Source organism: Streptosporangium sp. NPDC002524, assembly GCF_040295985.1.
Lineage (GTDB): Bacteria > Actinomycetota > Actinomycetes > Streptosporangiales > Streptosporangiaceae > Streptosporangium.
The window spans coordinates 359,424-386,042 of record NZ_JBEOWK010000001.1; the positions used below are offsets into that span (position 1 = coordinate 359,424).

25 protein-coding genes are annotated in these 26,619 nt (G+C 70.5%); 10 read left to right on the forward strand and 15 right to left on the reverse strand.

Annotated features, from left to right (window positions below; all coding sequences use genetic code 11):
- Positions 1 to 9 precede the first annotated feature (9 nt).
- The 7 genes from ABT053_RS01450 (at position 10) to ABT053_RS01480 (ending at position 6,386) form a co-directional block, all read left to right on the forward strand.
- Positions 10 to 867 (forward strand): helix-turn-helix domain-containing protein, encoded by an 858-nt coding sequence (locus ABT053_RS01450; protein ID WP_350966829.1) that lies wholly within the window; start codon positions 10 to 12, stop codon positions 865 to 867.
- 187 nt (positions 868 to 1,054) lie between these two features.
- Positions 1,055 to 1,291 carry a hypothetical protein gene (locus ABT053_RS01455; RefSeq protein ID WP_350966830.1) on the forward strand — a complete coding sequence of 79 codons (237 nt, stop codon included), beginning with the start codon at positions 1,055 to 1,057 and terminating at the stop codon, positions 1,289 to 1,291.
- A gap of 127 nt (positions 1,292 to 1,418) precedes the next feature.
- Positions 1,419 to 2,099 (forward strand): hypothetical protein, encoded by a 681-nt coding sequence (locus ABT053_RS01460; RefSeq protein WP_350966831.1) that lies wholly within the window; start codon positions 1,419 to 1,421, stop codon positions 2,097 to 2,099.
- Between the two features lie 125 nt (positions 2,100 to 2,224).
- The gene (locus ABT053_RS01465; RefSeq protein WP_350966832.1) at positions 2,225 to 2,443 is read left to right on the forward strand and encodes a DUF397 domain-containing protein; all 219 of its coding nucleotides are present in this window, start codon (positions 2,225 to 2,227) and stop codon (positions 2,441 to 2,443) included.
- A gap of 194 nt (positions 2,444 to 2,637) precedes the next feature.
- A complete protein-coding gene (locus tag ABT053_RS01470) occupies positions 2,638 to 2,934 on the forward strand; it encodes a hypothetical protein (RefSeq protein ID WP_350966833.1) in 297 nt (98 codons plus the stop codon).
- A gap of 194 nt (positions 2,935 to 3,128) precedes the next feature.
- The gene (locus tag ABT053_RS01475) at positions 3,129 to 4,382 is read left to right on the forward strand and encodes an alkyl sulfatase dimerization domain-containing protein (RefSeq protein ID WP_350966834.1); all 1,254 of its coding nucleotides are present in this window, start codon (positions 3,129 to 3,131) and stop codon (positions 4,380 to 4,382) included.
- A gap of 363 nt (positions 4,383 to 4,745) precedes the next feature.
- Positions 4,746 to 6,386 (forward strand): DUF885 domain-containing protein, encoded by a 1,641-nt coding sequence (locus ABT053_RS01480; protein ID WP_350966835.1) that lies wholly within the window; start codon positions 4,746 to 4,748, stop codon positions 6,384 to 6,386.
- A 366-nt stretch (positions 6,387 to 6,752) separates the two neighbouring features.
- Here the strand turns inward: ABT053_RS01480 and ABT053_RS01485 are convergent, their stop codons facing one another.
- Both ABT053_RS01485 and ABT053_RS01490 read right to left on the reverse strand, forming a co-directional pair.
- Positions 6,753 to 9,959, reverse strand: coding sequence for an AfsR/SARP family transcriptional regulator (locus ABT053_RS01485; RefSeq protein WP_350966836.1), 3,207 nt, complete (start codon positions 9,957 to 9,959; stop codon positions 6,753 to 6,755).
- Positions 9,960 to 10,318: 359 nt separating this feature from the next.
- On the reverse strand, positions 10,319 to 10,468 hold the full coding sequence (locus ABT053_RS01490) for a hypothetical protein (RefSeq protein ID WP_350966837.1): 150 nt from the start codon (positions 10,466 to 10,468) through the stop codon (positions 10,319 to 10,321).
- 250 nt (positions 10,469 to 10,718) lie between these two features.
- Between ABT053_RS01490 and ABT053_RS01495 the strand changes: the two genes are divergently transcribed.
- The 3 genes from ABT053_RS01495 to ABT053_RS01505 all read left to right on the forward strand — a co-directional run bounded on the left by ABT053_RS01495 (position 10,719) and on the right by ABT053_RS01505 (position 12,804).
- On the forward strand, positions 10,719 to 11,057 hold the full coding sequence (locus ABT053_RS01495) for a hydroxyisourate hydrolase (protein WP_344748401.1): 339 nt from the start codon (positions 10,719 to 10,721) through the stop codon (positions 11,055 to 11,057).
- 41 nt (positions 11,058 to 11,098) lie between these two features.
- The gene (locus ABT053_RS01500) at positions 11,099 to 11,938 is read left to right on the forward strand and encodes an AfsR/SARP family transcriptional regulator (protein WP_350966839.1); all 840 of its coding nucleotides are present in this window, start codon (positions 11,099 to 11,101) and stop codon (positions 11,936 to 11,938) included.
- 86 nt (positions 11,939 to 12,024) lie between these two features.
- Positions 12,025 to 12,804 (forward strand): hypothetical protein, encoded by a 780-nt coding sequence (locus ABT053_RS01505; RefSeq protein ID WP_350966840.1) that lies wholly within the window; start codon positions 12,025 to 12,027, stop codon positions 12,802 to 12,804.
- A 279-nt stretch (positions 12,805 to 13,083) separates the two neighbouring features.
- On the opposite strand, the gene ABT053_RS01510 is transcribed toward ABT053_RS01505, so the two are convergent.
- From ABT053_RS01510 to ABT053_RS01570, 13 genes are all read right to left on the reverse strand, one after another.
- Complete coding sequence (locus tag ABT053_RS01510; RefSeq protein ID WP_350966841.1) at positions 13,084 to 14,130, reverse strand: FAD-dependent oxidoreductase; 1,047 nt, start codon at positions 14,128 to 14,130, stop codon at positions 13,084 to 13,086.
- A gap of 13 nt (positions 14,131 to 14,143) precedes the next feature.
- Positions 14,144 to 15,439, reverse strand: a complete 1,296-nt coding sequence (locus tag ABT053_RS01515) for an MFS transporter (protein WP_350966842.1) — start codon at positions 15,437 to 15,439, stop codon at positions 14,144 to 14,146.
- Complete coding sequence (locus tag ABT053_RS01520; RefSeq protein WP_350966844.1) at positions 15,436 to 16,674, reverse strand: ATP-grasp domain-containing protein; 1,239 nt, start codon at positions 16,672 to 16,674, stop codon at positions 15,436 to 15,438. Before ABT053_RS01520 ends, ABT053_RS01515 begins: the two co-directional genes overlap by 4 nt.
- A 65-nt stretch (positions 16,675 to 16,739) precedes the next feature.
- Positions 16,740 to 18,116, reverse strand: a complete 1,377-nt coding sequence (locus tag ABT053_RS01525) for a cation:proton antiporter (protein WP_350966845.1) — start codon at positions 18,114 to 18,116, stop codon at positions 16,740 to 16,742.
- Positions 18,113 to 19,918: an ABC transporter substrate-binding protein gene (locus ABT053_RS01530; RefSeq protein WP_350966846.1), complete on the reverse strand. Its 1,806-nt coding sequence runs from the start codon at positions 19,916 to 19,918 to the stop codon at positions 18,113 to 18,115. The genes ABT053_RS01525 and ABT053_RS01530 overlap by 4 nt, the downstream gene beginning before the upstream one ends.
- 2 nt (positions 19,919 to 19,920) lie before the next feature.
- Positions 19,921 to 20,316 (reverse strand): avidin-fold protein, encoded by a 396-nt coding sequence (locus tag ABT053_RS01535; RefSeq protein ID WP_350966847.1) that lies wholly within the window; start codon positions 20,314 to 20,316, stop codon positions 19,921 to 19,923.
- Complete coding sequence (gene ddaH, locus ABT053_RS01540; RefSeq protein WP_350966848.1) at positions 20,313 to 21,161, reverse strand: dimethylargininase; 849 nt, start codon at positions 21,159 to 21,161, stop codon at positions 20,313 to 20,315. Before ddaH ends, ABT053_RS01535 begins: the two co-directional genes overlap by 4 nt.
- Entirely contained in the window at positions 21,158 to 22,417 is a 1,260-nt protein-coding gene (locus tag ABT053_RS01545) for an ATP-grasp domain-containing protein (RefSeq protein WP_350966850.1), read from the reverse strand. Before ABT053_RS01545 ends, ddaH begins: the two co-directional genes overlap by 4 nt.
- Positions 22,414 to 23,949 (reverse strand): class I tRNA ligase family protein, encoded by a 1,536-nt coding sequence (locus ABT053_RS01550; RefSeq protein ID WP_350966851.1) that lies wholly within the window; start codon positions 23,947 to 23,949, stop codon positions 22,414 to 22,416. The genes ABT053_RS01545 and ABT053_RS01550 overlap by 4 nt, the downstream gene beginning before the upstream one ends.
- A complete protein-coding gene (locus tag ABT053_RS01555; RefSeq protein WP_350966852.1) occupies positions 23,946 to 24,311 on the reverse strand; it encodes a cupin domain-containing protein in 366 nt (121 codons plus the stop codon). The genes ABT053_RS01550 and ABT053_RS01555 overlap by 4 nt, the downstream gene beginning before the upstream one ends.
- A 37-nt stretch (positions 24,312 to 24,348) precedes the next feature.
- Complete coding sequence (locus ABT053_RS01560) at positions 24,349 to 25,647, reverse strand: SidA/IucD/PvdA family monooxygenase (protein WP_350966853.1); 1,299 nt, start codon at positions 25,645 to 25,647, stop codon at positions 24,349 to 24,351.
- Positions 25,648 to 25,720: 73 nt separating this feature from the next.
- A complete protein-coding gene (locus ABT053_RS01565) occupies positions 25,721 to 25,855 on the reverse strand; it encodes a hypothetical protein (protein WP_350966854.1) in 135 nt (44 codons plus the stop codon).
- Between the two features lie 151 nt (positions 25,856 to 26,006).
- Positions 26,007 to 26,375 (reverse strand): hypothetical protein, encoded by a 369-nt coding sequence (locus ABT053_RS01570; protein WP_350966855.1) that lies wholly within the window; start codon positions 26,373 to 26,375, stop codon positions 26,007 to 26,009.
- Between the last annotated feature and the right edge of the window lie 244 nt (positions 26,376 to 26,619).

Consider the following 26,619-nt stretch of genomic DNA (forward strand, 5'->3'; position numbering starts at 1 on the left):
GTCCCGGCCTTGTCCGAACAAGATCAAGTACAAGCCGCCCGCAAGGCGTTCGGGCAACGGCTTCGCGGCCTGCGCCTGGACGCCAACCTCAACGGCCGTCAACTCTCGGCTCGATCCGGAATGCGCGACTCCAAGATTTCCCGGATCGAACTGGGACGACAGAACCCCACGGAAGACGACATCCGGGTTTGGTGCCGTGCGTGCGACGCAGAAGACCAGATCCCCGAACTGATAGCCGCACATCGGCAGATCGATGAGATGTGGGAGGAGCACCGGCAGGCGATGCGTGCCGGGCTCAAGCAGCAGAGCGAACGAATTAAACCGCTTTACGAACAGACCAGGCTGATACGCGCCTACGAGCCTCAGACCGTTCCCGGCTTCCTTCAGAGGCCGGGATACACGCGGGCCGTCATCGAAGATGTGGCCCGGTTCCACGGCCTGACCGACGATATAGACCAAGCCGTCGAGGGACGGCTGAACCGGTTGCGTGTCCTTGAGTCCGGCAAGTGCATGTTCTCGTTGGTCGTCGAGGCTGGGGCGCTCTATGCCCAACGTGGCAGTGTCGCGGTGATGTTGGATCAGCTCGACTACGTCGAACGCGCGGCCGGCTTCGCGAATGTGGCGCTGGGCATCATCCCTCTCGGCCGACTTCGAACCATCTGGCCGGGGGAAGGGTTCTACGTCTATGACGAGTCGCTTGTTCGCAGCGAGCACTGGACCGGGGGTTACCGCGCCAAGCGCCCCAGCGAAATAGAGACATATTTACGAATCTTCAAGCTGTTGCAGTCTCAGGCCGTCTATGGCGATTCCGCACGAGCGGAGATAGACGCCGCACGGAGGTTGCTGCAATCCCGGGAAATTTCCTAGCTCCAGTTCTGGCCGGACTCCTACCGTCTGGGTTATGACATCCGGACAGACAGTGACAGAGGCCCGCGCCGGGGGGCGAGGGGACGGCGAGACAGCGACCTCTGCAAGGCAAGAACCCCCAGAGGGGTTGAGTGACCTCGCACAGCTGGTCAGCGCTCATGGTGTTCGAACGTCGATCATTCACCGCGTGGGGCTCCGCCTCTACGGTGACCGGCCCGATCCGTTCCCCCGAAGCGATCGTTTCGAGCTGGTCGTCCATAACCGTGGTGGCTGGGAAGTCGCGACGGTGACCGTGGGGGACCACTCCGGATACTTCATGGTCTCGCTTCCCACGGTCGCGGCCGGTTGCCGGCCGGTCGACGCCGACCAGCCTCAGGCGGTCGTGGACCTGATCCTCGCGGCGCTCTCGAAGGAGACGGTGTGAGGCGGGAGATACCGGAGTTCGAGGTCACGGAGAACTTGGACGGCTTTCTTGAGGCACGTCACAAGGGCGGCTCCGCGAGTGATCCTGCTGACGTGACCGGATCGGCTTTCCGAAAGCTTGAGATGGGGTGCCTGGCCGCTCGGGTGGCGTGGTCGCCCTGGCCGGACGAGAGTGCCGGATGACCTCCGCCGCGCTGACACGGCTTCGGGTCCCCTACGTCATCGCCCACGCCGACGAGGTCGCACCTCAACCCCTGCGGTTCGTCCGGCGCCCTCTCGGTGGGTTGCGGCTCGCCTACGACGACCCGCGCCGGGGCGACATGGCCCACGGGGTGCTACGCGTTCGCGTGCTGACCACCCGCCGAGGGGCGCCGCAGTGGCGCAAGCTCAACACGCTGCGCCAGTGGCGCTGCATGGAGAGGCTGCGGTGTCAGGTCTGCGGGAAGGCCGCGACCGACCCCGACACGGGACGCATCCCCTGGATCATGACCGAGACCGCGTTCCGCGAGATCCCCGGGGACTCCACCGGCGGTCTCACCAGTGCGCCGCCGACCTGCTGGGCCTGTGTCCCGGAGGCGTTGGCCACCTGCCCTCAGCTCGGAATCTCCTCGACTGTTTGCACCGTCGCCCGCGCCGAGCCCGCCGCCGTACTGGCCGACATGTTCACGCCCGGTCCAGGCCGGAGAGCCATCCCCACGGGGGAGCGCAGCGTCGAGGTCAACCTGAAAGACGAGGTGTCGATTCCCAGGGCGCTGGCCACCCAGCTGATCGTCCGCGTCGAGGACATGCGGCCCCTGAACGTGGCATGAGTTCCTCCCTCCGCTTCCTGGAGGGGCAGGTGTCTTCCCCTGCGCGGCCTCACACCCGTGGCTCGCCTTCCTGTCCCTCCGGGAATCCAAGGTCGCTTCTTCACCATGAAGGGAGGTGTATGTACATGGACATTTATCTCGTGGATATGACCGGGGTCTCGTTCCGTCGTCTCTGCGGAGGAAATCAGCAGGAGGAAGATCAGGAAAGCTGCGTGGAAATAGCGGATGTTCCGGGACGGCCGGGAACGTTCGCGCTGCGGGACAGCAAGAACCCGGCGGCGGGCACGCTGCGGTTCACGCACGATGAGCTGGTCGGATTCGCCGCCGGCGTGGGTACGCTGTGAAACCGGAAACGGCTCCCGCGTATCTCCGCGCGGGAGCCGTTGTTCTTAGCGAGGGTCGAATGTGGTGGCATTACCATGCATTCCAGTGGATCGGTCAATCCACCTCTCTGGGCAAAGCGGATGGACTCCGCAGACCTCCGCTTCCGCCGACATCGCCGGAGGAGTTTCGTAATTCTCCGCTGCCGCCGTTCCGTATGTGTGACTGGCTTCTGAAGCCACCCACCCACATCAAGGTGACCGGAGACCTGGAGACCGTGCTGGGCTGGCTTGACCAGCAGTGGCGGCAGCTTGAGCCGTCCTTCGCCCACCCCGGCCGGGAAAAGCGCCTGGGCGGCGGGCAGGAGCGGCTCCAGATGGCCGAAGACACGCTGAGGCACTGCGGGAGCATGGCGTGGGGACACTGGTTGAAAGGGGAACGCTTCGGCCACACCGCCGCGGTCGGCTGCCCCGATGTGCACGCTCCCCACTACCGGTGCCCGACCGGCTCGTGAGCCTGGAATCACCCGCGGGATGCGCTCACCTCGGATTGGATCAGCCATGAATGGTGACATATGCGGTGTCGCTCGGCTGGAATGGGCTTGTTCTCCAAGGACCCCATCGATCCCGGACGGCGGAGGACGCGGCATCCGGTCGCGGGGCACCGGCCGGAGCGCGGCGGAAGACGTCGAGGAAGGGCTGGCCTCCCATGAACATCACCGAGTACGCCGACAGCGTGTGGCGGGGCGAGGTCCCCGACAGCATCGTGCACACGGGTCCCGCCGGGCAGGGCTTCGTGGAGATCGCCGACGGGGTGGGGTTCCGCAGCGGCTTCGGCAATGTGATCGCGCTGCGGCACGGCGGGGAGGTGACCCTGTTCGACACGGGCAACCCCTTCGACGCGGACCGGCTGCACACCGATCTGCGGGCCTGGACCGACGATCCGGTGACCGCGGCGATCTACTCCCACGGGCACATCGACCACGTCTCGGGCGTCGGCCCGTTCGACGCGGAGGCCGACACGGCGAGACGGCCCCGGCCGACGGTGGTGGGGCACGAGGCGGTCTCCGTCCGTTTCGAGCGTTACGTGCTGACCAACGGCTACAACGCCATCGTCAACCGGCGGCAGTTCCAGGCTCCCAATCTGACCTGGCCCACCGAGTACCGCCATCCCGACGTGGCCTACCGCGACGTGATGTCACTCGGCCACGTCGACCTCTTCCACGCCAAGGGCGAGACCGACGACGCGAGCGTCGGCTGGGTGCCCTCGCACCGCATCCTGCTGCCGGGCGATTTGTTCATCTGGGTGACCCCCAACTGCGGCAACCCGCAGAAGGCGCAGCGCTATCCGCGCGAGTGGGCGATCGCGCTGCGCAGGATGGTCGAGCTGCGGCCGGAGATCATGCTGCCCAGCCACGGCGCCCCGGTCTTCGGCGCCGACCGGGTCGAGCAGGCGCTGACCGAGACGGCCGAGTGGCTGGAGTTCATGGTCGAGCGCACCCTGGGGATGCTCAACGAGGGCGCGAGGCTGGACGACATCGTGCGCGCCGTACAGCCTCCCGCGCGGCTGGCTGAGCGGCCCTATCTGCGCCCGCACTACGACGAGCCGGAGTTCGTGGTGCGCAACATCTGGCGGCTGTACGGCGGCTGGTACGACGGCAACCCGGCCAACCTCAAGCCCGCGCCCGAGGCGGCGCTGGCCGCGGCGGTGGCGGAGCTGGCCGGGGGCGCGGGGCGGCTGGGCGAGGCCGCGCTCGGGGCACTGGCCTCGGGAGACCAGCGACTGGCGGGGCACCTGGCCGAGATGGCCGTACAGGCCGCACCGGACGACGCGGCGCTGCACAGGGTGCGGGCCGAGGTGTTCGCCGCCAGGGCGGAGTCGGAGGCGTCGCTGATGGCGAGGGGCGTGTTCACCTGGGCGGCCGAGGAGTCCCGCAGGGCCGCGGGAGACACCCCGGCCTGACCTCCGGCCTCCAAGCTCTGGGCCCTGGGTTCCGGTGTTCCGGGCTCTGGGCCCCGGGCCCCGGGTTCCGGGTTCCGGGCTCCGGGTTCCGGGCTCTAGGCCCCGGGTTCCGGATTCCGGGCTCCGGGTTCTGTGCCTTGGGCCCCGGGCCCCGGGCTTGCGGGCTTCCGGGCTCCGGGCTCTGTGCCCCGGGTCCCAGGCTCCGGGCTCCGGTGTGGGTGGGCCTCCCGGAATGCGGGCACGCCCTCGCGGTGTCCGGGCTTCGGGGGGAGCGGGTGCTCGTGGCGCCGGGTTTCCGGAGGTCAGGGGGGCGGATAGCGAAGGGATAGGGGGCGGATGCCGGGCGATTTTACGGTCCGAGACATGAGCACTCCGATCTTTGCGCTTTGCGATGAGTACGTCACCCGCTGGGCGGCGCTCGACCCGATCGCGGCAGGTGCCGAGGGCATCGTGTCCGACTTCGTGGCCGCCACCGACCACAGCCCGGCCGGGAGCGCCGCCCGGGCCGAGCTGATCCGTTCGACCCTGAAGCGTCTCGACGAGCTGGTCCCGACCGGTGAGCCGGACGTCAGGGCGGCCACCCACCTTCGGGAGCGGCTGGAGGCCGAGCTCGCCTGGCACGACACGGGCGAACCGCTCCGCTGGGTGGCGGCGCCGTACGGGCTGCCCTATCGGGTACGCTCCAGCGTCGTCCTCCTCCCCCACGGCACCGACGACGAATGGCGTGACGTCGCGGCCCGCCTGGCGGCGATCCCGGAGATGCTCGCCGGGTGGCGGGAGAGCCTGGAGGTCGGCCTGGAGATGGGCCTGCGGGGCGCCCGCAGGCAGGCGCTGGCCATGGCGGACCAGGCCGACCAGTTCGCCGGTGCCGGTGGGACTCCCCCGGCGCATGACGCCTTCGTCGCCACCTACGGTGAGGGCCCGGTCAAGGAGGAGCTGCTCAAGGCGGCCGCGGCGGCCCACGACGCCTACGCCTTCGCGGGGCGCTACCTGCGCGAGGAGTACGCGCCCCGGGCGAGCGAGGCCGACGCGGTGGGCCCCGAGCGCTACGCGGTCGCCGCCAGGATCAGCCTGGGCGCCGACATCGACCTGCGTGAGGCGTACGAGTGGGGCTGGGCGGAGCTGGAGCGCATCGGGGCCGAGACGGCCGCGGAGGTCGAGCGGATCAAGCCGGGCGCGACCATCGAGGAGGCGACCGCGATCCTCAACGAGACCCAGGCGGTCGACTCCCTGGAGGAGTACCAGGCGTGGCTGCAGGAGCGTCACGACCGGGCGGTCGAGGAGCTGAACGGCACGCACTTCGACATCCCCGAGCCGCTGCGGCGCATCGTGGCCGAGGTCGACGTGAGCTCCACGTCCGGCGCGGCCTCCTACAACGCGCCCAGCGAGGACCTGTCGCGGCCGGGGCGCACCCTGTGGCCGGTCGGGGGGCGGACCCGCTTCGCCACCTGGAGCGAGCTGACCACGATCTTCCACGAGGGCGTACCGGGCCACCACCTGCAGTTCGGCGCGATGCGGACGGCCGGGGACACCCTGTCCAGGTTCGCCAAGGTCTCCTGGGTGGACGGCCACGGCGAGGGGTGGGGCCTGTACGCCGAGCGGCTCGCGGACGAGCTGGGCTGGTTCACCGAGCCGGGCACCCGGCTGGGCATGCTCAACTGGTCGGCGCTGCGTGCCGCCCGGGTGGTCATCGACCTGGGCGTCCACCTCGACCTGCCGCTGCCCGACGGTTCGAGGTGGACCTTCGAGAAGGCCTGCGAGGTGCTGCGCGAGCAGGGCCGCTGCGAGCCGCACCGGGTCGAGGCCGAGGTGGTGCGCTACTTCGGCTGGCCCTCCCAGGCCATCTCCTACAAGCTGGGCGAGCGGGCGTGGGTGCAGGCCCGCGAGGAGGCCAGGCTGCGCCTGGGTGACGCCTTCGACCTGCGCGCCTGGCACACCGCCGCGCTGGAGCTGGGGCCGGTCGGCCTGTCCAGTCTCGCGGAGGCACTGCGCCGCATCTGCTGAGCACCGCCGCCCCCGCGACCCGTGCTCCGGAAACCAGTGGCACGGTGACCGGTTGCCGTACGACCGGTGGCCTCGCGACCGGGGGTACGACAACCCGTGGCACGGCAGCCGGTGGCCGGTGGCCGTACGACCCGGTGGCACGGTCGCGACGGCAGACGGCAGTGAGCGGCAATGGGCAACGGCAGGCGACGACAGGTAGCGGCAGGCGGCGGCGAGGTCTGCGACGAGCGTGTGGAGAGGTCCGGATTCCGGACCTCTCCGGGTGGCTCGTCGCTCAGGACGCCGTCGCCTGCCAGACCGTCCGGCGTGCCAAATGCTCGGGATGCCCGTGATACCAGGAACGTTCTACGCCCGAAGATCCGGGCTTCAGGACGCCGGGACCTTTCCCGCGTGCCCCCGTGGTTGTTCCGGGCCGGGCGACGGGCTGGGCGACGTACTAGGTGACGTGCTGGGCGACGTACCGGATGACGGGCCGGGTGACGGAGGGGTCTCCAGCTGGGCGCGTATCCGGGCGGCGATCGCGGGGGGCATCGTGGCGGCGAGTTCGAGGGCCTCCTCCGAGACGCTCAGCGCCGCCTCCGCCTCGCCGACGGCGGCGTACGCCGCGCTGAGCATGACCAGGACGCGCACCTGGTGGAGCGGCGCGTCGATCTTGTGGAACAGGCCGAGGGCCTGGTGGAAGCGGCCGATGGCCTGTTCGGTCTGGTCGACGGCGAGGGCCAGCTCGCCGAGCCCGAGCACGACCCTGGCCTCGGCGAGCCGCTCCCCCGCGGTGGTCGCCACCTCCAGGGCGTTCTGGAGCGTGCGCTCGGCCTCCTGGAGGTCGCCCTGGCGCAGCCGCGTGATGCCCAGGCCGTGCAGGGCGTACGCCTCGCCGGTCGGGTCGCCGATGTTGCGCACGGTCATGAGCGTCTGCTCGAAGACCTCGGCCGCCGACGCGTACTCCTCGGACCTGAGGTAGGTCTCGCCCAGGCGGTGCAGGACCTGCGCCTCCACCCGGCGGCTGCCACCGACCCTGCTGAGTTCGAGTGCCTCGCCCAGCAGGCGTTTGGCCTCGTCGAGCTCGTCGCAGTCGAGCCTGATCTGGGCCATGCTGTGGAGGACGTAGGCGGAGGCGACCTGGTCGCCGGTGCCGCGGAAGATGCCCAGCGCGCGATCATAACGTTCCACGGCGTCGTCGAGCCGGCCGCTCACCCGGTCCAGGAAGGCGATGTTGCGGATGACGAGGGCCACCCCCAGGTCGTCCCCGGCCTCCTCGAACAGCTCGGCCGCCGACTCGAAGTCGCGCCGCGCGTCCCCGAAGCGCTGCTCGGCGATGTAGAGCGAGCCGATCGAGTAGAGCATCGCCGCCTGTCCCCTGCGGTCCCCCGCGTGCCGGGCGGCGGCCAGGGCGACCTGGTGGGTCTCCCGCCAGTCGTCGAAGTAGATCCTCGACTCGAACAGGGTGACCGCGCTGATCGCGAGGTCCCAGCACAGCTCGACGAACCCGGCCTGCGCGGCCTGGCGGATGCCCGAGACGAGCGTGAGCCGCTCGCGCTCGTACCAGGGAAGGGGGGCCATGACCAGCTTCTCGACCAGCCGCGCGGGCAGCGGCCAGCGCGGCGCGTCGCTGTGGATCTGCACGTAGTCCCCGCCGTACTCGCGGCGGTGCGCCTCGCCGGTCAGGAAGAGCAGGCCGCCGAGCACCCTCTCCAGCGCGGCGTTGCGGTCGGCGACCGCCTCCTCGCCCGCGAGGCGCTCGCGGGCGAACACGTGGATCAGGTCGTGGAAGCGGTACTGGCTGTGCACGCCGTACCCGGCGTCGGTCGTCTCGACCAGCTGGCTGTCGGCCAGGTCGTCGAGCAGGTCCTGGGCGTCGGAGGGATGGCAGTCGAGCAGCGCGGCGGCGACCCAGCCGGAGAAGTGCCGGGACTCCAGGATGGCCAGGCGCCGGAACAGGCGGCGCGCGTCCTCGCTGACGCTCTCGTACGTCAGGGAGATGCTCGCCCTGATGCCCAGGTCGCCGTGTTTGAGCTCGTCGAGCCTGCGGGTCTCGTCCTCCAGCCGCCCCACGAGCTGGTCGATCGTCCAGTGCGGGCGGGCGGCGAGCCTGGCGCCCGCGATGCGCAGTGCCAGCGGCAGGTGGCCGCAGAGGTCCGCCAGCTCGGCCGCCGACTCCCGTTCGGCCTGTACCCGCTCGACACCGGCGATGCGGGAGAGCAGGTCCACCGACTGCCTGGAGTCGAAGAGGCCGACGTCGAGGTGGGCCGCGCCCGGCAGGCCCGCGAGGCGGCTGCGGCTGGTGATGATCACCGCGGCCTCGGGGTTGCCGGGCAGCAGCGGCAGCACCTGGCTCTCGCTCCTGGCGTCGTCCAGGACGATCAGCATCTTGCGCCCGGAGAGCAGCCCGCGGTACATCTCGGCCCGCTCGTCCACCCCGTCGGGTATCGCGTTGCCCGGCACGCCGAGCGCGCGCAGGAAGCGTTCGAGCACCTGACCGGAGCCGACCGGGTGGGACTCCCCGCCGTGCAGGTCGGCGAAGAGCTGACCGTCCTCGTAGCGTCCGGCGACGCTGTGCGAGACGTGCACCGCGATCGTGGACTTGCCGATGCCCGGCTTGCCGACGACGGCGATGACGGGGACGGCGAGCCGCTGGCGGTCCTCCGCGGCGAACGTGAGCTGGCGGCGGATCGCCTCGACCAGCTTGATCCGGCCGGTGAAGTCGGCGATGTCGGTGGGGAGCAGGCGGGGAATCGTCCGGCGGGCGGCCGGCGCCTCCTGCGTCTCCCCGTGGCGCTGGGACTGCTGCTGCTGTTGATGTTGCTGCTGTTGCTGCCGCCCCGGCGCGTCGAGGCTCTCGTCGGAGGTGAGGATGGCGTACTCGAGCTGCTGGAGGCTCTCGTTGGGTTCGATGCCCAGCTCGTCGATCATCGTCTGGCGGGCGCGGCGATAGACCGTCAGCGCCTCGGCCTGGCGGCCCGAGCGATAGAGCGCGAGCATCAGCTGGCCGCGCAGCCGTTCCCTGAGCGGGTGTTCCTCGACGAGCTCGCTGAGCTCGCCCACCAGCTCGTGGTGCCTGCCCAGTTCGAGTTCGAGCTCGACGCAGTCCTCGTTCGCGGTGATCCGGCGCTCGCCCAGCCTGCCGACCGCCCCCTGCACGAGCCGGCTCTCCTGGCCATCGAGGGCGGGACCCCGCCAGAGGGCGAGCGCCTCCCGGTAGTGCCTGACGGCGTCCTCCGGGCGGTGGCCCTCGCGTGCCTGGCGGGCCTGGTTCAGCAGGCTCTCGAAGTTCTGGGAGTCGAGCTCCCCCTCGGCGACCCGAAGCGTGTATCCCTGGGAGTGGGTCGCGATGACGTCGGGCCCGCCGTTGGCGGCGAACAGCCGCCGCAGCGAGGAGATGCAGATCTGCACCTGCGCGCGCGAGGTGCTGGGGAGGTCCTCACCGTAGATCGCGTCCGTCAGACGCCCGATGGTGACCATCCGGTTGGCCTCCAGCAGGAGGCAGGAGAGGACGACCTGCTGCCGAGGCGCGCCCAGATCCAAGCGTCGGCCGTCGGCGACGACCTCCAGGGGGCCGAGGATCCGATACTCCACCGACTCTCCTTACAGAATCGCGGCCTATCCGGGAGTTCACCGCACAGTTGGTGTAAGAGAGACATCAGGGATCTAACCACTGCCTTAAAACCAGGCAACAATCGACTCAACCCCACCCTCCATGATCTCCGGGCATATAACCCAGCGATCACGACGGGCAATTTTATATGCATGAAACGCGTTCTGCCCGGGATCATACAGCGCCGCTGGTTGGAGAACCAGGGGGGTTTGTAAAGGTCTGGCCCGATTTGCGACTAACGGGCGGGTTTGAGACGCGAAGAAGCGGCCGGGCCTTGGAAGGCTCCGACCGCTTCGGCGGACCCCCGCCGCCGGCGACCTCTCCGGGCGGGGGGTGCAGTTCAGCCCCAGGGAGTGTTGCTGGCGAGCACGGTGGTCTTCGCGGCCCCGTCGGCGACCGAGGGGACGACGGCGGCGAGACCGAGGCACCCGAGGACGGCGACGGCGGAGACGATGATCCGGAGGGTGTTGAAGCTCGCGAAGTTCCGCATTTCCTGTACCTCTTCTTCGTGTCTCGCAGGCCGTTCACTGCTGTCCGCCTGTCTGCTTCAAAACGTAAATAGCGCCCCTATCCGCCCCTTATCCGATTCCTTCTGATCCGGCATCCGAGCCATCCGGCACGAAAAAATAGGCTCGGGTAGCCGATGGATAGCGGACGGATAGCCCGCCCGTGGAACCTGATGGGACCGAGGCCGCGCGATAAGGGTCACGCGGCCCCGACCAGCAGATGGGTAACCTCACATGAGCATCGCCACGCAGGCACTTGACGGCGTTTACGGCCGGTCCGCGGCCGGTGTCCGAGCTCGCCTGGAGCGCGCCTCGGGCACCGGCTGGGAGCCGGTCTCCGAGGGCGAGACCGACATCGATGGAAACGTCAAAGAATGGACGGACGAATTCATGGAGCGCGGGCTCTATCGTCTCGTCCTCGCCACCGACCACTATTTCGCCGGGCTCGGCATGACCACCTCCTACCCGGAGATCACGGTCATGTTCAGAATGCACGACGAGCGCATGCCGTACCACGTCCAGGTCGTGCTGGCACCACACTCGTACTCAACGTGCTTCGGCGTCCGCGGGTGAGCCCGCGAGCGGCGGAGGCCGTCCTCCAAAGGGAAGCGAACATGCCCGTTCAGCAATTGGCGAAAGCCGGTCCCCACAACGCCGGGCAGGACGAGGGCACGCCCTCGGTCATCGCCCGATGCCTGAGCAACTTCCGCCTGGAGGTCGACGGGCAGGCCGTCTCGCACTGGCGGGCCGGCAAGTCGAGGGCCCTGTTCCAGTACCTGCTGGTCAACCGTGAGCGGTTCGTCCACGGGGACCGGTTGCGCGAGGTGCTGTGGCCGGAGCGGGAGGACCACCGCTCCAGCTCGCTCAAGGTCGCGGTGCACGGCGTGCGGCGGGTGCTCAACGAGTTCGAGGACAGGGACGGTTTCACCCTGCTCCACCAGGACCGCGGGTACGTGCTGCGGACGAACAGCGCGTGGGTGGACATCGAGGAGTTCCAGCGCGCCTTCGACCGGGGCAGGAACGCGTGGGTGGCCAAGGACCACGACACCGCGATCGCCTGGTTCCAGCGGACCGCCGACCTGTACGCCGGGGACTTCCTCTCCGGCGAGAGCGGCGACTGGATCAACGAGCAGCGGCAGTGGATGCGCGGGACCGCGCTGCGCGCCCTGACCGCGCTGCGCACCGAGGCGCTGGAGCGCGAGGACTGGCCGGCCGCGATGCACTGGTGCCGCAGGGCCCTCGACGTCGATCCCCACCACGAGACCACCTACCAGACCCTGATGATGATGCACGGCGAGCTCGGGGAGCTCGGACGCGTCCTGAGCTGGTACGAGGTGTGCCGCCACCGGTTGCGCACCGACCTCGACGTGGAGCCGAGCGAGCGCACCGAGCGGCTGCTGGCCACGCTCATGCGGGGCCGGAGCCGCCCGCCTTTGACCGGGCCGCGCCCGTGACGGCATCCGTGAGAGCGTCCGTGACGGCATCCGTGAGAGCGTCTGTGACAGCATCCGTGCCTGTATCCGTGCCTGTGACTATGCCTGTGCCCGCGACACCCCTCGACCGGGGATCCGGCCTGGAACGCCCCCGCGACCCGGGCGGCCCGCCGGAGGCGGCGCGCGACCGGGGGCCCGACCTGGGACGCCTGCGCGACCCGGGCGGTCCGCCAGAAGCGGCGTGCGACCGGGGGCCCGACCTGGGACGCCTGCGCGCGGCCGTCGGCGAGTTCGCCCGTTACGGCGCGGCCGACAGATCGTGGGAGCGGCTGCTGCTGGCGACCGGGCCGCGGGTCGACCCCGCGCTCGCGGCCCATCGCCGGGCGCTGCTGGCCTGGCTGAACGCGTGGGGATGCCGGCTGCGCTATCCGCGCGACGGCGAGCCCGACGTCTTCGGCGCGGAGACCGCGGCCTGGTGGGACCGCTGGAAGGGGCACCTCCCCGGCCCGGACGTCACGCTCGCGACGCTGGGCGACGCGGAGATCGAGGTGCTGGGCGCGTGCTACGCGGACCTGTCGGCGATGCGGGCGGCTCCCGGGGCCAGACCCCGCTCCCTGGGGCCGACCGCCGCGACCAAGATGCTGCACGCCCTGCGCCCGGAAGCGCTGATGCCCTGGGACGCGGCCATCGCCGACGCCCTGCACGGGTCCCGTACGGCGGACGCCTACCGCGCGCACCTGCGGCTGGGCCGGGAGTGGGCGCGGCGCCTGCTCGCGGAGGCGGGCGTCGGCGAGCGGGAGCTCGCGGTGGAGCTGGGCCGCCCCGGGCGCCCGCTGGCGAAGATGCTGGACGACTACTGCTATCTGGCGTTCACCGCGGGGACCTGACCGGGGCCGAACGCGTTCCGCCGCTCGCCGACGGCATGAGCCCGGCCGGGGCCGCCCCCTCTTCGGGGCGGGGCCCGGCCGGGCTCCGTTCTCACGGTTCTCGCGGTCTCCGGAACGCGACCCTTCACGGTCTCCGAGACTCGACTCTTCACGATTTCCGGGACGCGACCTCTCACGGTCTCCGGGACGCGACCCGGACGGGCTGTGTTCCCGGTGTTCCCGGTGTTCCCGGTCCGCCCGGTTTCCCCGACGTCTCCGGCATCTCCGGCGGCCCGGCGCTCACCGTAGCGACCTGACCAGGCTTCGCGCGGCCGTGCGGCTCGCGGCGAGCACGGTCTTGCCCGCGCCCCCGCTCCCCCCGGTGAAGGTGTAGACGCCCTTGGCCAGGGGCCGCAGCGACAGTCCTCCCGTGGGGTGGTAGCACTCGACCGCGGTGACGGCCTTGACCTTCCTTCCCGGTGGCCGGTATCCGATCCTGGCCTCGGCGACGTCCAGGATCCTGCTGGTGAGTACGGGGTCGGTCGGCGTGGGTCCAGGGGTGATGTCCCATCTCTCGGTGGGCAGCCCGAGCAGGACCCGTCCTTCGGAGTAGGACCTGCCGTACAGCCCGGACGTCTCGTCGACGAACGCGTCCGGATTCTTCCCCGCCGAGGGGCCGAGCACGTACTGGATCACCTTGGTGCGCAGCCCCGCGTCCGTCAGGCCCGTACGGGCGAGAAGGCCCTGGGTCCACGCCCCGGCGGCCACCACGACGGCGTCGAACCTGGCCGGGCTGCCCTCGGCCGGCCGGACCTCGGCCTCGGCGGTGATGCCGTCCACCTGCCCGTCGGTGACGAAGGCGCCCGACCTGGCGAGCTCGACGAGGAGCCGGTCGCGGAAGGCGTTCGGGGAGAGGTATCCGGCGCGCTTCTCGACGACGGCCACGCTCCCCTCGGGCAGCTCGCGGAACGTCCCCCTGGTGCTGAGCTCGGCGCCGCTGACCAGGGAGATCGAGCCGGGCAGGCGGCTGCGTACCAGCTCGACCAGGCCCTCGGTGCCCGGCCCGAGGCCGGGCAGCAGGTACACCGAGCCGGTCTCCCGGTAGGAGGCCCACTCGCGCAGTTCCCGGTTCGAGTGGAGCTCGGCCAGGCTGTCGGCGGCCTCCAGGCACAAGGCGGCGTCGGGTTCGAAGGCCCTGGTCAGGCCCCCGGAGGCGGCGCTGGCGTCGGCCCTCCTGTGCGGCTCTCCGGTGTACAGGTGGACGGCGCTCCCCCTGACGACCTCGCACAGCCGCCAGGCCAGCATGGCCCCGGCGATCCCTCCGCCCACGACAGCGATTCTGATCATGGCACTCCTCCGTTCATGTCGCCGAGGCGGTCGCGGTGGTCCGCGACTCGTCGGTCTTGTTCGGGTCCCGCATGCCGATCAGGCCCGCCACGGTCGCGATCGCGGAGACCAGGGCCGCCCACAGCCACACCGAGCGCCCCACCTGGAACCACACGAGGGTTCCGATGACCGGGCCGATCGCGGTGCCGAGCCCGAAGACGCTCTGCATCGCGCCGATGTAGCGCCCGCGGAGCCGCTCGGGACCCGCCAGGGCGGGGTAGGCGAACGTGGTGGGCCCGCCGATGATCTCCGAGAGCGTCCAGACCAGGGTGCCGAGCATGAACCAGATCGGCAGGGGGGAGATCGCGTAGATGGCGTAGCCGACCGAGACGAGGCCGAGGCCGAGCAGCGCGGTGAGCCGGATCGGCCACTTCTGCACGACCTTCGTCATCGCCAGCTCGCAGGTGATGACGATGAGGCCGTTCAGCGAGACGGCCGCGCCGTACCACCACAGGCTGATGCCGGCGGCGGAGATGTCCAGCGGGAGGGTCGCCGTGTACTGGCAGTAGACGATGGAGGTGAGCAGCATCGCGACCAGGTAGACGCTGTAGCGCCAGTCGGCGAGGACCGCGAGGTAGCCGGTACGGCCTTCCGGTGACGACGCGGCTGCCTCCTTCTCCCCCGGCGTGGCCGCGACACGCGGGCCCCGCTTGGGCAGCGCGAACATCACGATCCCGCCGAAGATGAGTGCCGCGGCGGCCTCGCCCCAGAAGAGCGCGTTGTAGGAGACGGCGAGCAGCGCGGCGCCGATGAGCGGGGCGGCGGTCATGCCGAGGTTCAGGCCGAGCCGGTACATCGCCGTGATCATCACGACCCGGTGGCGAGGTGTCAGCTCGGTGAGCATCGTCTGGGCGGCGGGCCGGTAGAACTGGCCGACCGTGCTGACCATGAAGACCGCGGCCAGGATCATGGCGTAGGACGGGGCGTAGAGGATGGACACGATCAGGAGGGCCGAGCCGCCCATGCTGATCAGGGTGACCGCCCGCGCGCCGAGCCGGTCGGAGAGCGAGCCCCCGGCCAGCGAGCCCACCACCGCTCCGGCCCCGTAGACCCCCAGCGCGAGCCCCGCCTGGGTGGCGGAGAAGCCCCGGTCGGTCAGGAACAGCACCAGGTAGATCTGGATGAACGCGGCCAGCCTGCTGATGAAGCCTCCGAAGAGCAGCGCCTTGACGGCGCGCGGAGACTCCCGCAGGGTGGCGAACACCCCGTCGTCCGGCTTGTCCGGGGGTGTCGAGGACAGGTTGTTCTCGTTCTCGATAACGGCGGTCATGTGGCTGCCTTCACCTTCAGGTTCGCCTCGGCCGCGTCCAGCGCGGCCCGGCACTCGTCGACGGTCGGGGAGAGCGCGGTGGCGTAGGCGATACGCCCCCACAGGGTGCCCTTGGGCGGTGGTGAGACGGTCGCGCCCGCGGCGACCACCGGGACGACCCGGTCGATCTCGGGGGGCAGGCCGGTCTCGTCGAACGCGATCGACTCGATCGTGGTGTCGTCCTCGGCGACGTAGAAGAAGCGCACGCCGCCGACGAGCTTGCGCTCGGGGACGAGGTCGGGGGTACGGCCGCAGGCCACCGCCGCCGCGGCGAGGCCGGGGTCGATCCCGGTGGTGATCATCCCGAGGTAGGGGATCATGTCCCCGCCCAGGCGCGCGTTCACCTCGATGACGCGCAGCCCCCGGGAGGAGAGCTTGACCTCAGTGTGGGTGACGCCGTCGGTGAACCCGAGCGCGGTGTGCGTGTCCTGCAGGACGCGGCAGAACTCGGGGTCCTGCAGCAGCTCGTCCTGGGCGTCGACGAAGTGGCCGACCTCCTCGCAGTAGGGCTCGTAGCCGAGGACCTTCCTGCCGAGGAAGAGCGGGGTGACCACGCCGCCCTGGACAACGGCGTCGACGCTGACCTCGGGGCCGTCGGCGAACTCCTCGACCAGGACGGGGACCTCGAACGTCGCCCCGCCGGGGACGGTCAGGTCGTGGACGAAGGCGAACCGCTCGGCCAGCTCCCCGGGGTCCTCGACCCTGATGACGCCCAGGCTGCCGCCGAGGCCGCGCGGCTTGAGGATGGCCGGGTAGCCGACCGTCTCGGCGGCGGCCAGGGCCTCGTCGAGCGTGGAGACGGCGAGCGACCTGGGCTGCGGGACGCCGAGCGCGTCGAGCGCGACGCGGGTGAGGTGCTTGTCGCGGCAGCGGCGCACCATCTCGGGGTCGCCGCCCGGCAGGCCGAGAGCCTGCGAGACGTGCGAGGCGGCCAGGATCGTGGCCTCGTCCCAGCACAGCACCCCGTGCACGGGCTCGCGGGCGGCGAGCTCCAGCGCGGTGGCGGCCAGGGCGGGGCCGTCGCCCAGGGTGGCGACGACGGTCCAGCCGGTGGCGTACTCCTTCTCCCAGCCGGGCTCGGCGGCCACCAGGAGGTGGACGCGGTACTCGGTGGCGATGGAGCGCAACAGGTACTCGCGGTAGTGCCGCATCCCCGTCGCGACCACCAGGATCAGCGGCCTGGTGTCGGTGGTCATGTCACGCCTCCCTGGCGGTGGTCACGAACTGCCTGTCGGGGCCCTGCGGGGTGCCGGTGGTCATGTCACGCCTCCTTGGCGGTGGTCACGAGCGGCCTGTCGGCGCCGTCGGCGCCGTCGGTGCCCTGCAGGGTGTCGAAGAACTCCTCGCGGACGACCTCGTCCTCGGTGGGGGCGATCCTGGCCGCCGCGTAGCGCAGCAGCGGCGGCGCCATCATCGAGGTCACGACCGCGACCAGGACGATGACCGTGTACGACGCCGTGGTGAGCACGCCCAGCCGCAGGCCCACCATCGCGATGATCACTTCGATCACCCCGCGGGAGTTGAGGCCGGCGCCGAGCGCGAGGGCCTCCCAGCGGGTACGGCGGGCGATGCGGGCCCCGAGGTAGGCCCCGGCGAACTTGGCCGCGATGGCGACGGTCAGCACCACGATCCCGGCGATGAGCACGGGCGGGTTGGCCAGCTCGGTCAGGTTCATCCGCAGGCCGGCCGTCGCGAAGAAGATGGGCGCGAGCACCGCGGCGACGAGTGTCTGCAGGGGCGCCAGCCTGGCGACCTTCAGGTCCGGCGAGGAGCCGACGAGCGCCCCGCAGATGAAGGCGCCGAGGATGGCCTCGAAGCCCATCGACTGGGTGGCGGCGGCCGAGAGCAGGATCATGGTCGCCACCGCGGCGATCGTGGTGGCGCTCCCGCCCCGGTCGGCGGCGCGCAGCACCCCGGCGACCACCCTGCGGCCGAACAGGACCGACACGGCCACGAGGCCGACGAGCAGCGCGATCGCGGTGAGCGCGGCCTGCCCGGTGCGCGCCCCGGCGGTGGCGAGCGCGGAGACCACCGAGAGCAGGAACCAGCCGACCACGTCGTCGATGACGGCGCTGCTCAGGATGAGCTGGCCGATGTCGCGGTGCAGCAGGCGCATCTCCATCAGCACCTTGGCGATGACGGGGATGGCGCTGACGCAGAGCGCGACGCCGAGGAAGAGGGCGAAGACGGTGTGGTCGACGCCCGCGGCGATCATCTCGGAGGGGGCGAGGAACCCGATCCCGACGCCGAGGGCGAGCGGGACGACCAGCCCGGCGCCGCTGATCCAGGCGGCGCTCTTCCCCTGGCGCCGGATGAACCCCAGGTCGAGGTGCATGCCGGTCAGGCCCACCAGCAGCAGGACGCCGACCTGGCCCACCGCGTCGATCATGTGGAATCTGGCCGGGTCGGTGGGCAGCAGCCAGGCGGAGAACTCGGGGGCGACGTTGGCGAGCAGCGAGGGCCCGATCAGGATGCCCGCGCTCAGCTCACCCAGCAGGGCCGGCAACCCGAAGCGGACGGAGAGACGTCCCAGGACGGTGGCGAGCCCCAGGAGCACCCCGAGTTGCAGCAGGAGGATCATCAAGTCGTGAGCGGGGATGACGGCGACGGGGGCCGCGGCGATCGTCACGGGGGTCACTCGCCGTTCTCGACGTAGTACCAGTTCTCCGGGCTGATCATCCCGAAGGGGTTGATCGGCTCGAAGCCGCGGAGCTTGTTGGAGACCTCGAACAGCCGCAGCGAGAAGTTCGGGATGAAGATGACGGGGACCTGCTCGGCGATGTAGTCCTGGTACTCGTAGAGCGCGGCGGGGTCGTCGCTGGTCAGGGTGCGGTCGATGAGCTCGTCGGCCCTCGGGTCGGTGTAGTGGCCGAAGTTGCCGCCGGCGTCGGTCCGGAAGAGGATCTCGCCGCTCGGGTAGTGGTAGACCCAGCCGCCGCCCCAGGTGCTCAGCTCCCACAGGCAGGGGCTGTCGGGCCCGACGACGCAGGGGGCGTCCTCGGCCACCAGGACCGAGCCGTAGACCTCCTGCAGCCGCAGCTCGATGCCTGCCCTGGCCGCGTCGTCGCGGAACTGCTCCATCAGGCGGGTGAGGGCGGGGCGGCCCTCGGCGTACCTGAGGGAGAAGCTGAGCTTGGTGCCGCCGGGGATGTCCGCGCCGGCCTGGCCGGGGCCCTCGCCGGGGTTGACGCAGATCGCCGGGGTCGTGCTGGTGTCCCAGCCGTTCGCCTCCAGCAGCTCGCGGGCCCGCTCGGCGTCGAAGGGCAGGATGGGCGAGCCCTGCAGGGTGGGCGAGACGAGGTCGCTCACCGGGTAGCGGGGCACCGGCCCGTCCTGCCGGTAGGCGTAGCCGTGGTAGATGTCGCGGGCCGCCCGGTCCTGGTCGAGGGCGTGCTGCATCGCCTGCCGGATGTAGGTCTGGGCGAGCATCTTGCCGGCGACGGTCGGGTTGTTGTAGTTGAGCGGGATGTAGCGGATGCAGAAGGCCGCCTGCGGGACCAGCGTGTAGTGCTCGCCCAGCGGGTTGGGGCCGCCCTTGGTGGGGTCGTCGGTCGGCTCGGTGCTGAAGCTCAGCGGGAGGTAGCCGACCTGGATGCCGTCGGGCCCGTCCGGCCCCTCCAGCAGTTTTTGATACTCCTCGCCGTCGGACATGAAGGGGATCTGCCGGAACTCGTCCAGGTGCGCCTTGTTCGGCCCGGAGTAGTGCTCGTTGGGGACGAAGGTGACGACGCCCTCCATGGTGTAGCTCTTCAGCCGCCACGGGCCGCTCACCACGCTCCACACCGGGCTGGTGGCCCAGTGGACGCGGTCGGAGTTGTCCTCCTCGATGACGCCGCCGTTCTCCCCCATCAGGAAGTCGTAGACGGCGGCGACGTTCTCCAGGCTGAACGAGGCGTCGGACGGCCCGTCGGCGGTGCGGTCCCAGGCCTTGGGCATCGGGGTGATGGTGCTGAGCTGGTTCATCAGCACCCAGCGCTTGGAGTAGACCTTGTCGAAGGTGAAGTAGACCTTGTCCTCGGCGAGCTTGCCGTAGGAGACGAGGTTGTCGGGGAAGCAGCCGGGGACGTACTCGCCGTAGCGCTCGCCCTTGACGGCCATCATGTTCACCCAGAACAGGACATTGTCCGCGCAGATCGTCTCGCCGTTGGACCACTTCCAGGGCTTGACGGTGACGGTGACGGTGAGGCCGTCCTCGCTCCACTGCGGGGGCTCGCCGATGCTGAGGTCGTAGTCGACCTCGGGGGTGCCGTGCGTGCCGAAGAAGTACAGCGGCCGGTACATCAGGATCTGGAACTCGAGCAGGTTGCGGGTGCCGAACCGCTCCGGCGGGGTGAAGGGGAAGATGATGGACGGGGGGAATCCGGGGGCGCAGGCCCAGGTCACCGTGCCGCCCTTGACGGGCTTCTCCACGTTCGGGCGGGCGATGGTGTTCAGCGTCATGGTCAGCTCTCAGTCCTCTGGTGCGGAAGCGTGACGGTGCCGGGGTCGATCTCCTCAAGGAGGCCGGGGTCGATCTCTTCGAGGAGGGAGACGCCGCTGCTCGCGTGGGCGCCGTAGCGCTCCCACGTCTCGTGGAGCAGGACGCGCCCGTCGGGGAGCAGTTCGGGGGTGCTGCGGCAGTGGCCCGACACGACGGCCCCGGTATCGAGGACCATCGTGTAGGCGAAGTCGAGGGTGCCGTCGGGGGCGCAGAGCCCGGTGAGGGTCCCCCGGCGGGCGTGGCCGCCGGAGAACTCGCCCCACAGCAGGTCGCCCTCCTGGCGGTACAGGGCGATCGGGTGCCTCTCCCCGGAGGGGACGCCGCCGGTGGTGAAGCGGCGCCCGTTGTAGTCGATCATGAGCGGGCCGCCCTGAGTTCGAGGGTGCAGCACTTGGCGCTGCCGCCGGACTTCAGCAGCTCGGAGAGCTCGACGCCGATGGGCTCGTAGCCGCGCTCGCGCAGCTCGCCCATCAGGTGGGTGGCCGCGGGCGGCAGCAGGACGTGGCGGCCGTCGGAGACGGCGTTCAGCCCGAACACCTCGGCGTCGGCCTCGTTGGCGATGATCGCGTCGGGGTACAGGACGCGCAGCACGCCCTGGCTCTCCCTGGAGAACGCCCCCGGGTAGTACATGATCTGGTCGCGGTCGAGCACGGCCAGCGCGGTGTCGAGGTGGTAGAAGCGCGGGTCGACCAGCCTCAGCCCCGCCACCGGGATCCCGAAGAACCTCTCCGCCTCGCGGTGCGAGCGGATGTCGGTACGGAAGCCGGTGCCGGCGAGCAGGTACCTCCCGGCGTGCAGGTAGTCGCCCTCGCCCTCGTTGACGTGGACCGCCTCGCGGGTCCGGTAGCCGCGGGCGCGGAACCACTCCAGGTAGGCGGGGCCCTCGGCGGCCCGCTCCTCGTACCGGAACCTGGCCGACAGCACCTTGCCGTCGATGACCGTCGCGCCGTTGGCGGCGAAGACCATGTCGGGGTAGCCGGGCAGCGGCTCGATGAACTCCACCTGGTGGCCCAGGGCGCGGAAGGCGCGCAGCAGGCCGTCCCACTGGAGCCTGGCCAGCGAGCCGTCGACCGGTTTGCCGGGGTCCATCCAGGGGTTGATGGAGTAGACGACGTCGAAGTGGGTGGGCGGGCACATCAGGTAGCGGCGGGTGCGGGCGACCCGCAGGGTCCGGTGCGGCGCCTCCTCGATCAGCTGTGTCATGACAGTTCTCCGTCCTGGACGAGGGTGACGTTGATCTTGGAGGCGTAGTCGAGCATCGTCTCCCTGGCGTCCTCCAGGGAGGTGCCGGTGGTGCCGAGGAAGCCGAGGATGCTGTTGCCCTCCGGCGGGCGCCGGACGACGTCCCCGGGGCTGGCGGTGATCTTGAGGAAGAAGACCTTCTCGGACTCGGAGACCTCGGCCGGCACGTCGATCGCGGTGATCCGGCCCGCGTCGCACATCAGGCACATCGCGGTGACGTGGACGCCGGTCGGCCGGTAGTGGCGCACCCTCGGCGCCGCGCCCCGGGCCACGTCCATCACGGCGCGGATCGGGTTGTGCGCGGCGGTGATCCCGGCGATGAGGTCCAGCCCGCCGCCGCCGGGCCTGATCGCGATCTCCAGCAGGTACGGCTCGCCCCGGTGGAAGCGCACCTCGGCGTGCAGCACGCTGCGCCGCAGCCCCTGGGAGTGCGCCCCGGCCCTGACCACGCGGTGCACCGCGGCCACCTGCTCGGTGGTGAGCGCGGTCGGCCCGTGGTGCACGTCGTCGTCGAAGGTGCCTCCCTCGACGGTGATGCGGTCCACGATGGAGCCGAGGTAGACCTCGCCGTCCCAGGCCACGGCCTCGATGAGGAACTCGTCCCCGTCGAGGAAGGACTCGACCAGCAGGCCGTGCGGGCCGAGGTCGAGGCCGTGGGCCTCCATCTCGAACCACGACATCCCCTCGATCCCGGCCAGCGCCCGCGGGAACAGCTCCGCCATCTCCTCCGCGTCGTCGATCTTGAACACGAAGTTGCTCGCGGCGCCCAGGGTGGGCTTGAGGATGACCGGGTAGCCGAAGTCCTCGGCCGCGCCGAGTGCCGCGTCCAGCTCGGTGACGAAGCGGAAGTCCGGGTGCGGCGCCTCGTACCTGCGGTGCGCCTCGCGCATCAGCAGCTTGTTGCGGCTGGTCCTGGCCGCCTCGACGCCCACGCCCGGCAGCCCGAGCGCCTCGGCGACGGCCGCGACCGTGGTCACGCCCGACTCGGAGAAGGTGATGATCCCGTCGAAGCGCTCCTGCTCGTGCCACTCCTTGGCCTCGGTGATGAGGTCGTCGATGTTCTGCGAGCCCACGACGCGGTAGCGGTCGGCGGGCCAGAAGTCGGGGGTGCCGATGCCGTTGAGCACGTAGAGCTCGGCGCCGTAGTCCTGGACCTGCTGGTAGCGGGAGCGGTAGTAGGTGGCGTTCTGGCGGGCTTCCATGGCGAGGAGTTTCATCGGGGGCTCCCGGGCAGTCGCGGTAGCAGGAAGGCGTCGATCGTCTCGGCGGAGGTGTCGAGGGTGAGCCCGACACCGGCCGCCTCGGCCTCGGCCGCGACGTCGATGAGGATGGGGGCCGCGCAGGACAGGAAGGCGCGCACCTCCATCAGGAGGTCGCCGGGCTCGTCGCGCTCGGCGGTCAGCAGCCTTCCGAGCTGGGTGACGATGCCGTCCGCCGCCCTGGTCAGGCTGAACGAGGTGAGGTCGTAGCAGAGCCGGAACCTCTCGACGACCACCGCGGCCCGGCGGCGCCCGGCGTCGGTGACCTTGAGCTCCTCCCCCGGGTCGGTGACGAGGGCGTCGAGGCGGTCGGCGAGGGCGTTCCACGGCTCGCGCAGCCTGCGGGAGGTGACCTTGTCGAGCCCCTCCCGGGTGAAGTTGGCCCGCTGGTCCTCGGGGCAGGTCAGGGCGAGGTAGAACCGGACGAGGTCGCGCGGCACCTCGGCGACCAGGTCGGCGCCGCGGATGAGGTGGCCCCGGCTGGTGGAGAACTTCTCGTTCTCCAGCTCGTAGAACTCGTTGCAGACGTTGGCGTCGGGGGTGATGTAGCGGTCGCCGTGGGCGAGCAGCATGACCAGGTCGACCATGCCCCAGAAGTAGACGTTGTCGAACCCGTGGAAGTAGACGAGGCCGTTGCCGCTCTCGGCGCGCCAGGCCTGGTCGACGGGGCCCTCGGGCTCGCCGGCCGCCTTCCAGGTGCTGTAGATCGAGGCGGGCATCGCCTCTACCCACGGGTAGAGAATCTGGCCGGGCGTCTCGGCGAACGGGGCGTCGATCCCCCAGCCGGGCGACGGCACGGTGATCGGGATCTCCGGGAGCGGCCGGGCCAGGATCTCGCGGATGAGCTGCCGGCTGTGTCCCCTCCAGGTGTTCTCGCGGGCGGCGTAGTAGGCGGTGAGCTCCTCCCGGTAGTTCTCGATGGGCAGGACCAGGACGGTGACCTCGCGCGAGGTCACCGGGTCGGCGGGGTCGAGGACCGAGCGCGGGTCGCCCAGGCCGTCGAAGTGGTTGGGGTGGCCGCAGCCCTCGCACGACCCGCCGCAGCTCTCGGTCAGGCACGCCGGGCACTCGCCCTTGACCAGGCCGTCGAACAGGTAGGTGCCCGCGTTCTCCGCGTACGGCATGCGCACGGTCCGCGTCTCGAACCGGCCCGCCTCGTGGAGGGCGGTGACGAAGTCGAGCACGGTCTCGCGGTAGGTGTCGTCGATGGGCGGCATGGGGGCCAGGGAGATGCCCATCGCCTCGACCGACCGCTGGATGGCGGCGGTGGACGCCGCGCACAGCTCGGCGGGCGTGGTGCCGTTCCTGCGGGCGGTCGAGATCATGTACGACTGGCTGTCGTCGGTGCAGGTGTTGTAGTTGACGGGGCGTCCGTCGGCCCGCAGGTAGCGGGCGTAGACGTCGCCGGCGACGTAGGGGCCGGCCATGTGGCCGACGTGCAGGTCCCCGTTCGGCGTGGGGGTCGCGGCGATGACGATCGTCTCCGTCATGTCTCCTCCTGGTGACGGCTCTCGAACACGCGGGTCATGTCGTGGTCCCACCAGATGCCGTACATCTCGAAGACGTCGGTGCCGTCGTTGACGACCTGGTGGTCGGTGCCGGGCGGGAAGTAGGCGACGTCCCCGGCGGAGAAGGGGGCGCGCTCGCCCTCGCTCTCCAGGACCGCCTCGCCGGAGACGGCGATGAAGATCTCGTACTCGTGGTGGGCGTGCCGGGTCGAGGCGGTGCCGGGCGCGACGACGCACCAGGCACCCTCGAACGGCGCGTTCAGCGTGTCCCAGGGCATGAGCCGCTTGGCGAGCAGGCCGTTGTCCCTGCGCAGGTGGGCGGGGTCATAGGAACGGAGGTCCACGGGGGTTCTCCTCGGGGGATTCGGGGATCAGGAGAGATCAGGAGGCGATCGGGAGGGCGAACGGCGCCAGGAGCTCGGCGGCGGCGTTGCCGTTCCGGATGTCGTCGACGATCTCCTCCGCCCGGTTGGCCAGCGTGCTGAGCAGGGAGTCGGCGATGCCGTGCGTGTCCTCGTTCACGCCCTGCAGGTAGCAGGAGGCGCCCGAGCCCGCGGGCAGGGTCAGCTTGTAGAAGCGGTCGACGCCGATCTCGCCGAGGCCGGCCCTGGCGGCGAGGTCGCGGATCAGGCCGGGCATCCGGCGGTCGAAGCCGGTGCCGAGCAGCAGGACGTCGCAGGGCAGCTCGTCGTAGCCGCCGCTCTTCCTGTCCTGGAGGGTGAGGACGATCTCGTCGCCCTCCAGCCTGGCCCCGGCGATCTCGGCCATCGTGATCATCTGGATCCGCTCCTGGCCGGTGAGGCGCTCCAGGTAGATCTGCCGGTAGAGGTTCTCCAGCAGGCCCGGGGACAGGCCCGCGTAGTTGGTGCGGTGCATCTCGCCGAGGAGCTGGCGCCGCGCGTCGGGGCGCGAGCGGTGGAACTCGTCGACGAAGGAGGCGTAGAAGAGCTCGTTGGTGAACTTGCTGCTCTCGTAGCCGTTGAGGCCGATGGAGCGCATCACCATCGTGCACCGGGCGTTGGGCATGTTCTGGTGGGTGGCCCACAGCATCTCGGCCGCGCTCTGCGCGCCGCCGATGACCGCGACCCGGTGCGGGGCGTCGTGGTCGAGCCCGGCGATCTTCCGGCTGTACTCGGTGCTGTGGATGATCCGCTCGCGGGGAAGCGTGTCGAACACCTCGGGGACGTGCGCGTCGCGCCCGGCGCCGACCACCAGGGTGCGGCAGCCGATGGTCGAGCCGTCGGCGAGCCGCACGATCCAGCTCTCGACGCCGCCGTCATCGGTCAGGACCGGCTCGACGGCCACGCAGCGCCGGTCGTACTCGATGCGCACCTGGGCGAGCGACTCCGCCACCCAGAGGAGGTAATTCGAGATCTCCATTCTGTACGGCGTGAAACTGCCCAGATTGACGAATTCACTGAGCCTTCCCACGGAGTGCAGGTGGTTCACGAAGGAGAATCTGCTCTGCGGGTTTCTCAAGGTGACCAGGTCCTTGAGAAAGGAGACCTGGCTCTGGGTCCAGGGCAGCAGCATTCCCCGCTGCCAGACCACGTTCTCGTGCTGCTCTATGATCAGCGTTTCGGTGGCCAGTTCCGGAGCGAGCTCTTCGAGGGCGACGGCGAGGGCGAGGTTGGACGGCCCTGCGCCGAGGGCGAGTAACTCGACTTCCTGGTGCTTCACGGTGGTCGCCTCCCGGACGACTTCTCGGGCGCGGTGCCCGTGACGAATGGTTGCTGGGTCTCTCCTGGTCGGCTCACTGCCAGCCGGCTCCGCCGGCCGGGGCGAGGGCCGCGACGGCCGCGAGGCCGGCCCTCCCCCCGGGGGCGGGGGAGGCGGTGAGCGGGCGGGCGCCGAGGGTGGGGGCGATGGAACGGAGTGTGGTGCTCATTGTTCTTCTTTCCTTTCGGCCGGCGATTCTCGGCGCCCTTTTCCTGTTTTCACGGGGGCTCTCCGGATTTGCTTTCCCGGACATTTCCCGCTTCGTTCTGACACTTTGATTCTTGGCCGATCGGAGTTGGTTGCGGAAGTACCGGAGCCTGTCAGCGCGCTGCAATGGCAGGACGCTGACAGGCCTCCTCGTCGAATGCTTCGAGACGCCCGAGCGCGAGGTCGAGATCGGTGCCGCAGGCCGCCAGCGACCAGCCGGAGAGCTCGGGCACGATGTCGAGGGCGCGCAGGCACAGCCGGGCCGCAGCGCTCTCGGCCTCGTCGAGGGTGTGCCTGCGGATGAAGAGCCCGAGACGGATTCCGGCGGGGTGGTCCTCGCCGTAGATGTGCTCTATCCCCTCGGCGGGTTCCGCCAGCGCCAGGAGCAGCCGCCGGAGCTCACGCGCGGGTATCCGTCCGGCGGGCGGGGCCGGACGGCCTTCGATCTCGGGGGCGCGCAGGCGCGCGTTGATGAGATACATGAATCGACCGTGGTTCGCGCGCGGCGATTCCACCAGGTGTTTCCCCTGGCAGGTCCGTGGCGTGGCAGGATCATGCCATCGCGCCGCGCTGCCGCGTACCGTCTCCGGCGGGGCTCGCGGAACCCCGGAATGCCCGTGCGCGCCTTCTCCGGCGGCCCTCCGGAACGACACCTCACGGGACCCCGGAATCCCCGTGCGCGCCTTCTCCGGCGGTCCCCCGGAATCCCTCCGCGTGCCGACTCCG

Coding starts and splice junctions, on each gene's coding strand:
- ABT053_RS01570 (WP_350966855.1), bottom strand. CDS start 26,375: ATGTATCTCATCAACGCGCGCCTGCGCGCCCCCGAGATCGAAGGCCGT.
- ABT053_RS01470 (WP_350966833.1), top strand. CDS start 2,638: ATGTGTGACTGGCTTCTGAAGCCACCCACCCACATCAAGGTGACCGGA.
- ABT053_RS01545 (WP_350966850.1), bottom strand. CDS start 22,417: ATGAAACTCCTCGCCATGGAAGCCCGCCAGAACGCCACCTACTACCGC.
- ddaH (WP_350966848.1), bottom strand. CDS start 21,161: ATGACACAGCTGATCGAGGAGGCGCCGCACCGGACCCTGCGGGTCGCC.
- ABT053_RS01465 (WP_350966832.1), top strand. CDS start 2,225: ATGGACATTTATCTCGTGGATATGACCGGGGTCTCGTTCCGTCGTCTC.
- ABT053_RS01475 (WP_350966834.1), top strand. CDS start 3,129: ATGAACATCACCGAGTACGCCGACAGCGTGTGGCGGGGCGAGGTCCCC.
- ABT053_RS01550 (WP_350966851.1), bottom strand. CDS start 23,949: ATGACGGAGACGATCGTCATCGCCGCGACCCCCACGCCGAACGGGGAC.
- ABT053_RS01530 (WP_350966846.1), bottom strand. CDS start 19,918: ATGACGCTGAACACCATCGCCCGCCCGAACGTGGAGAAGCCCGTCAAG.
- ABT053_RS01500 (WP_350966839.1), top strand. CDS start 11,099: ATGCCCGTTCAGCAATTGGCGAAAGCCGGTCCCCACAACGCCGGGCAG.
- ABT053_RS01480 (WP_350966835.1), top strand. CDS start 4,746: ATGAGCACTCCGATCTTTGCGCTTTGCGATGAGTACGTCACCCGCTGG.
- ABT053_RS01535 (WP_350966847.1), bottom strand. CDS start 20,316: ATGATCGACTACAACGGGCGCCGCTTCACCACCGGCGGCGTCCCCTCC.
- ABT053_RS01490 (WP_350966837.1), bottom strand. CDS start 10,468: ATGCGGAACTTCGCGAGCTTCAACACCCTCCGGATCATCGTCTCCGCC.
- ABT053_RS01495 (WP_344748401.1), top strand. CDS start 10,719: ATGAGCATCGCCACGCAGGCACTTGACGGCGTTTACGGCCGGTCCGCG.
- ABT053_RS01520 (WP_350966844.1), bottom strand. CDS start 16,674: ATGACCACCGACACCAGGCCGCTGATCCTGGTGGTCGCGACGGGGATG.
- ABT053_RS01565 (WP_350966854.1), bottom strand. CDS start 25,855: ATGAGCACCACACTCCGTTCCATCGCCCCCACCCTCGGCGCCCGCCCG.
- ABT053_RS01510 (WP_350966841.1), bottom strand. CDS start 14,130: ATGATCAGAATCGCTGTCGTGGGCGGAGGGATCGCCGGGGCCATGCTG.
- ABT053_RS01515 (WP_350966842.1), bottom strand. CDS start 15,439: ATGACCGCCGTTATCGAGAACGAGAACAACCTGTCCTCGACACCCCCG.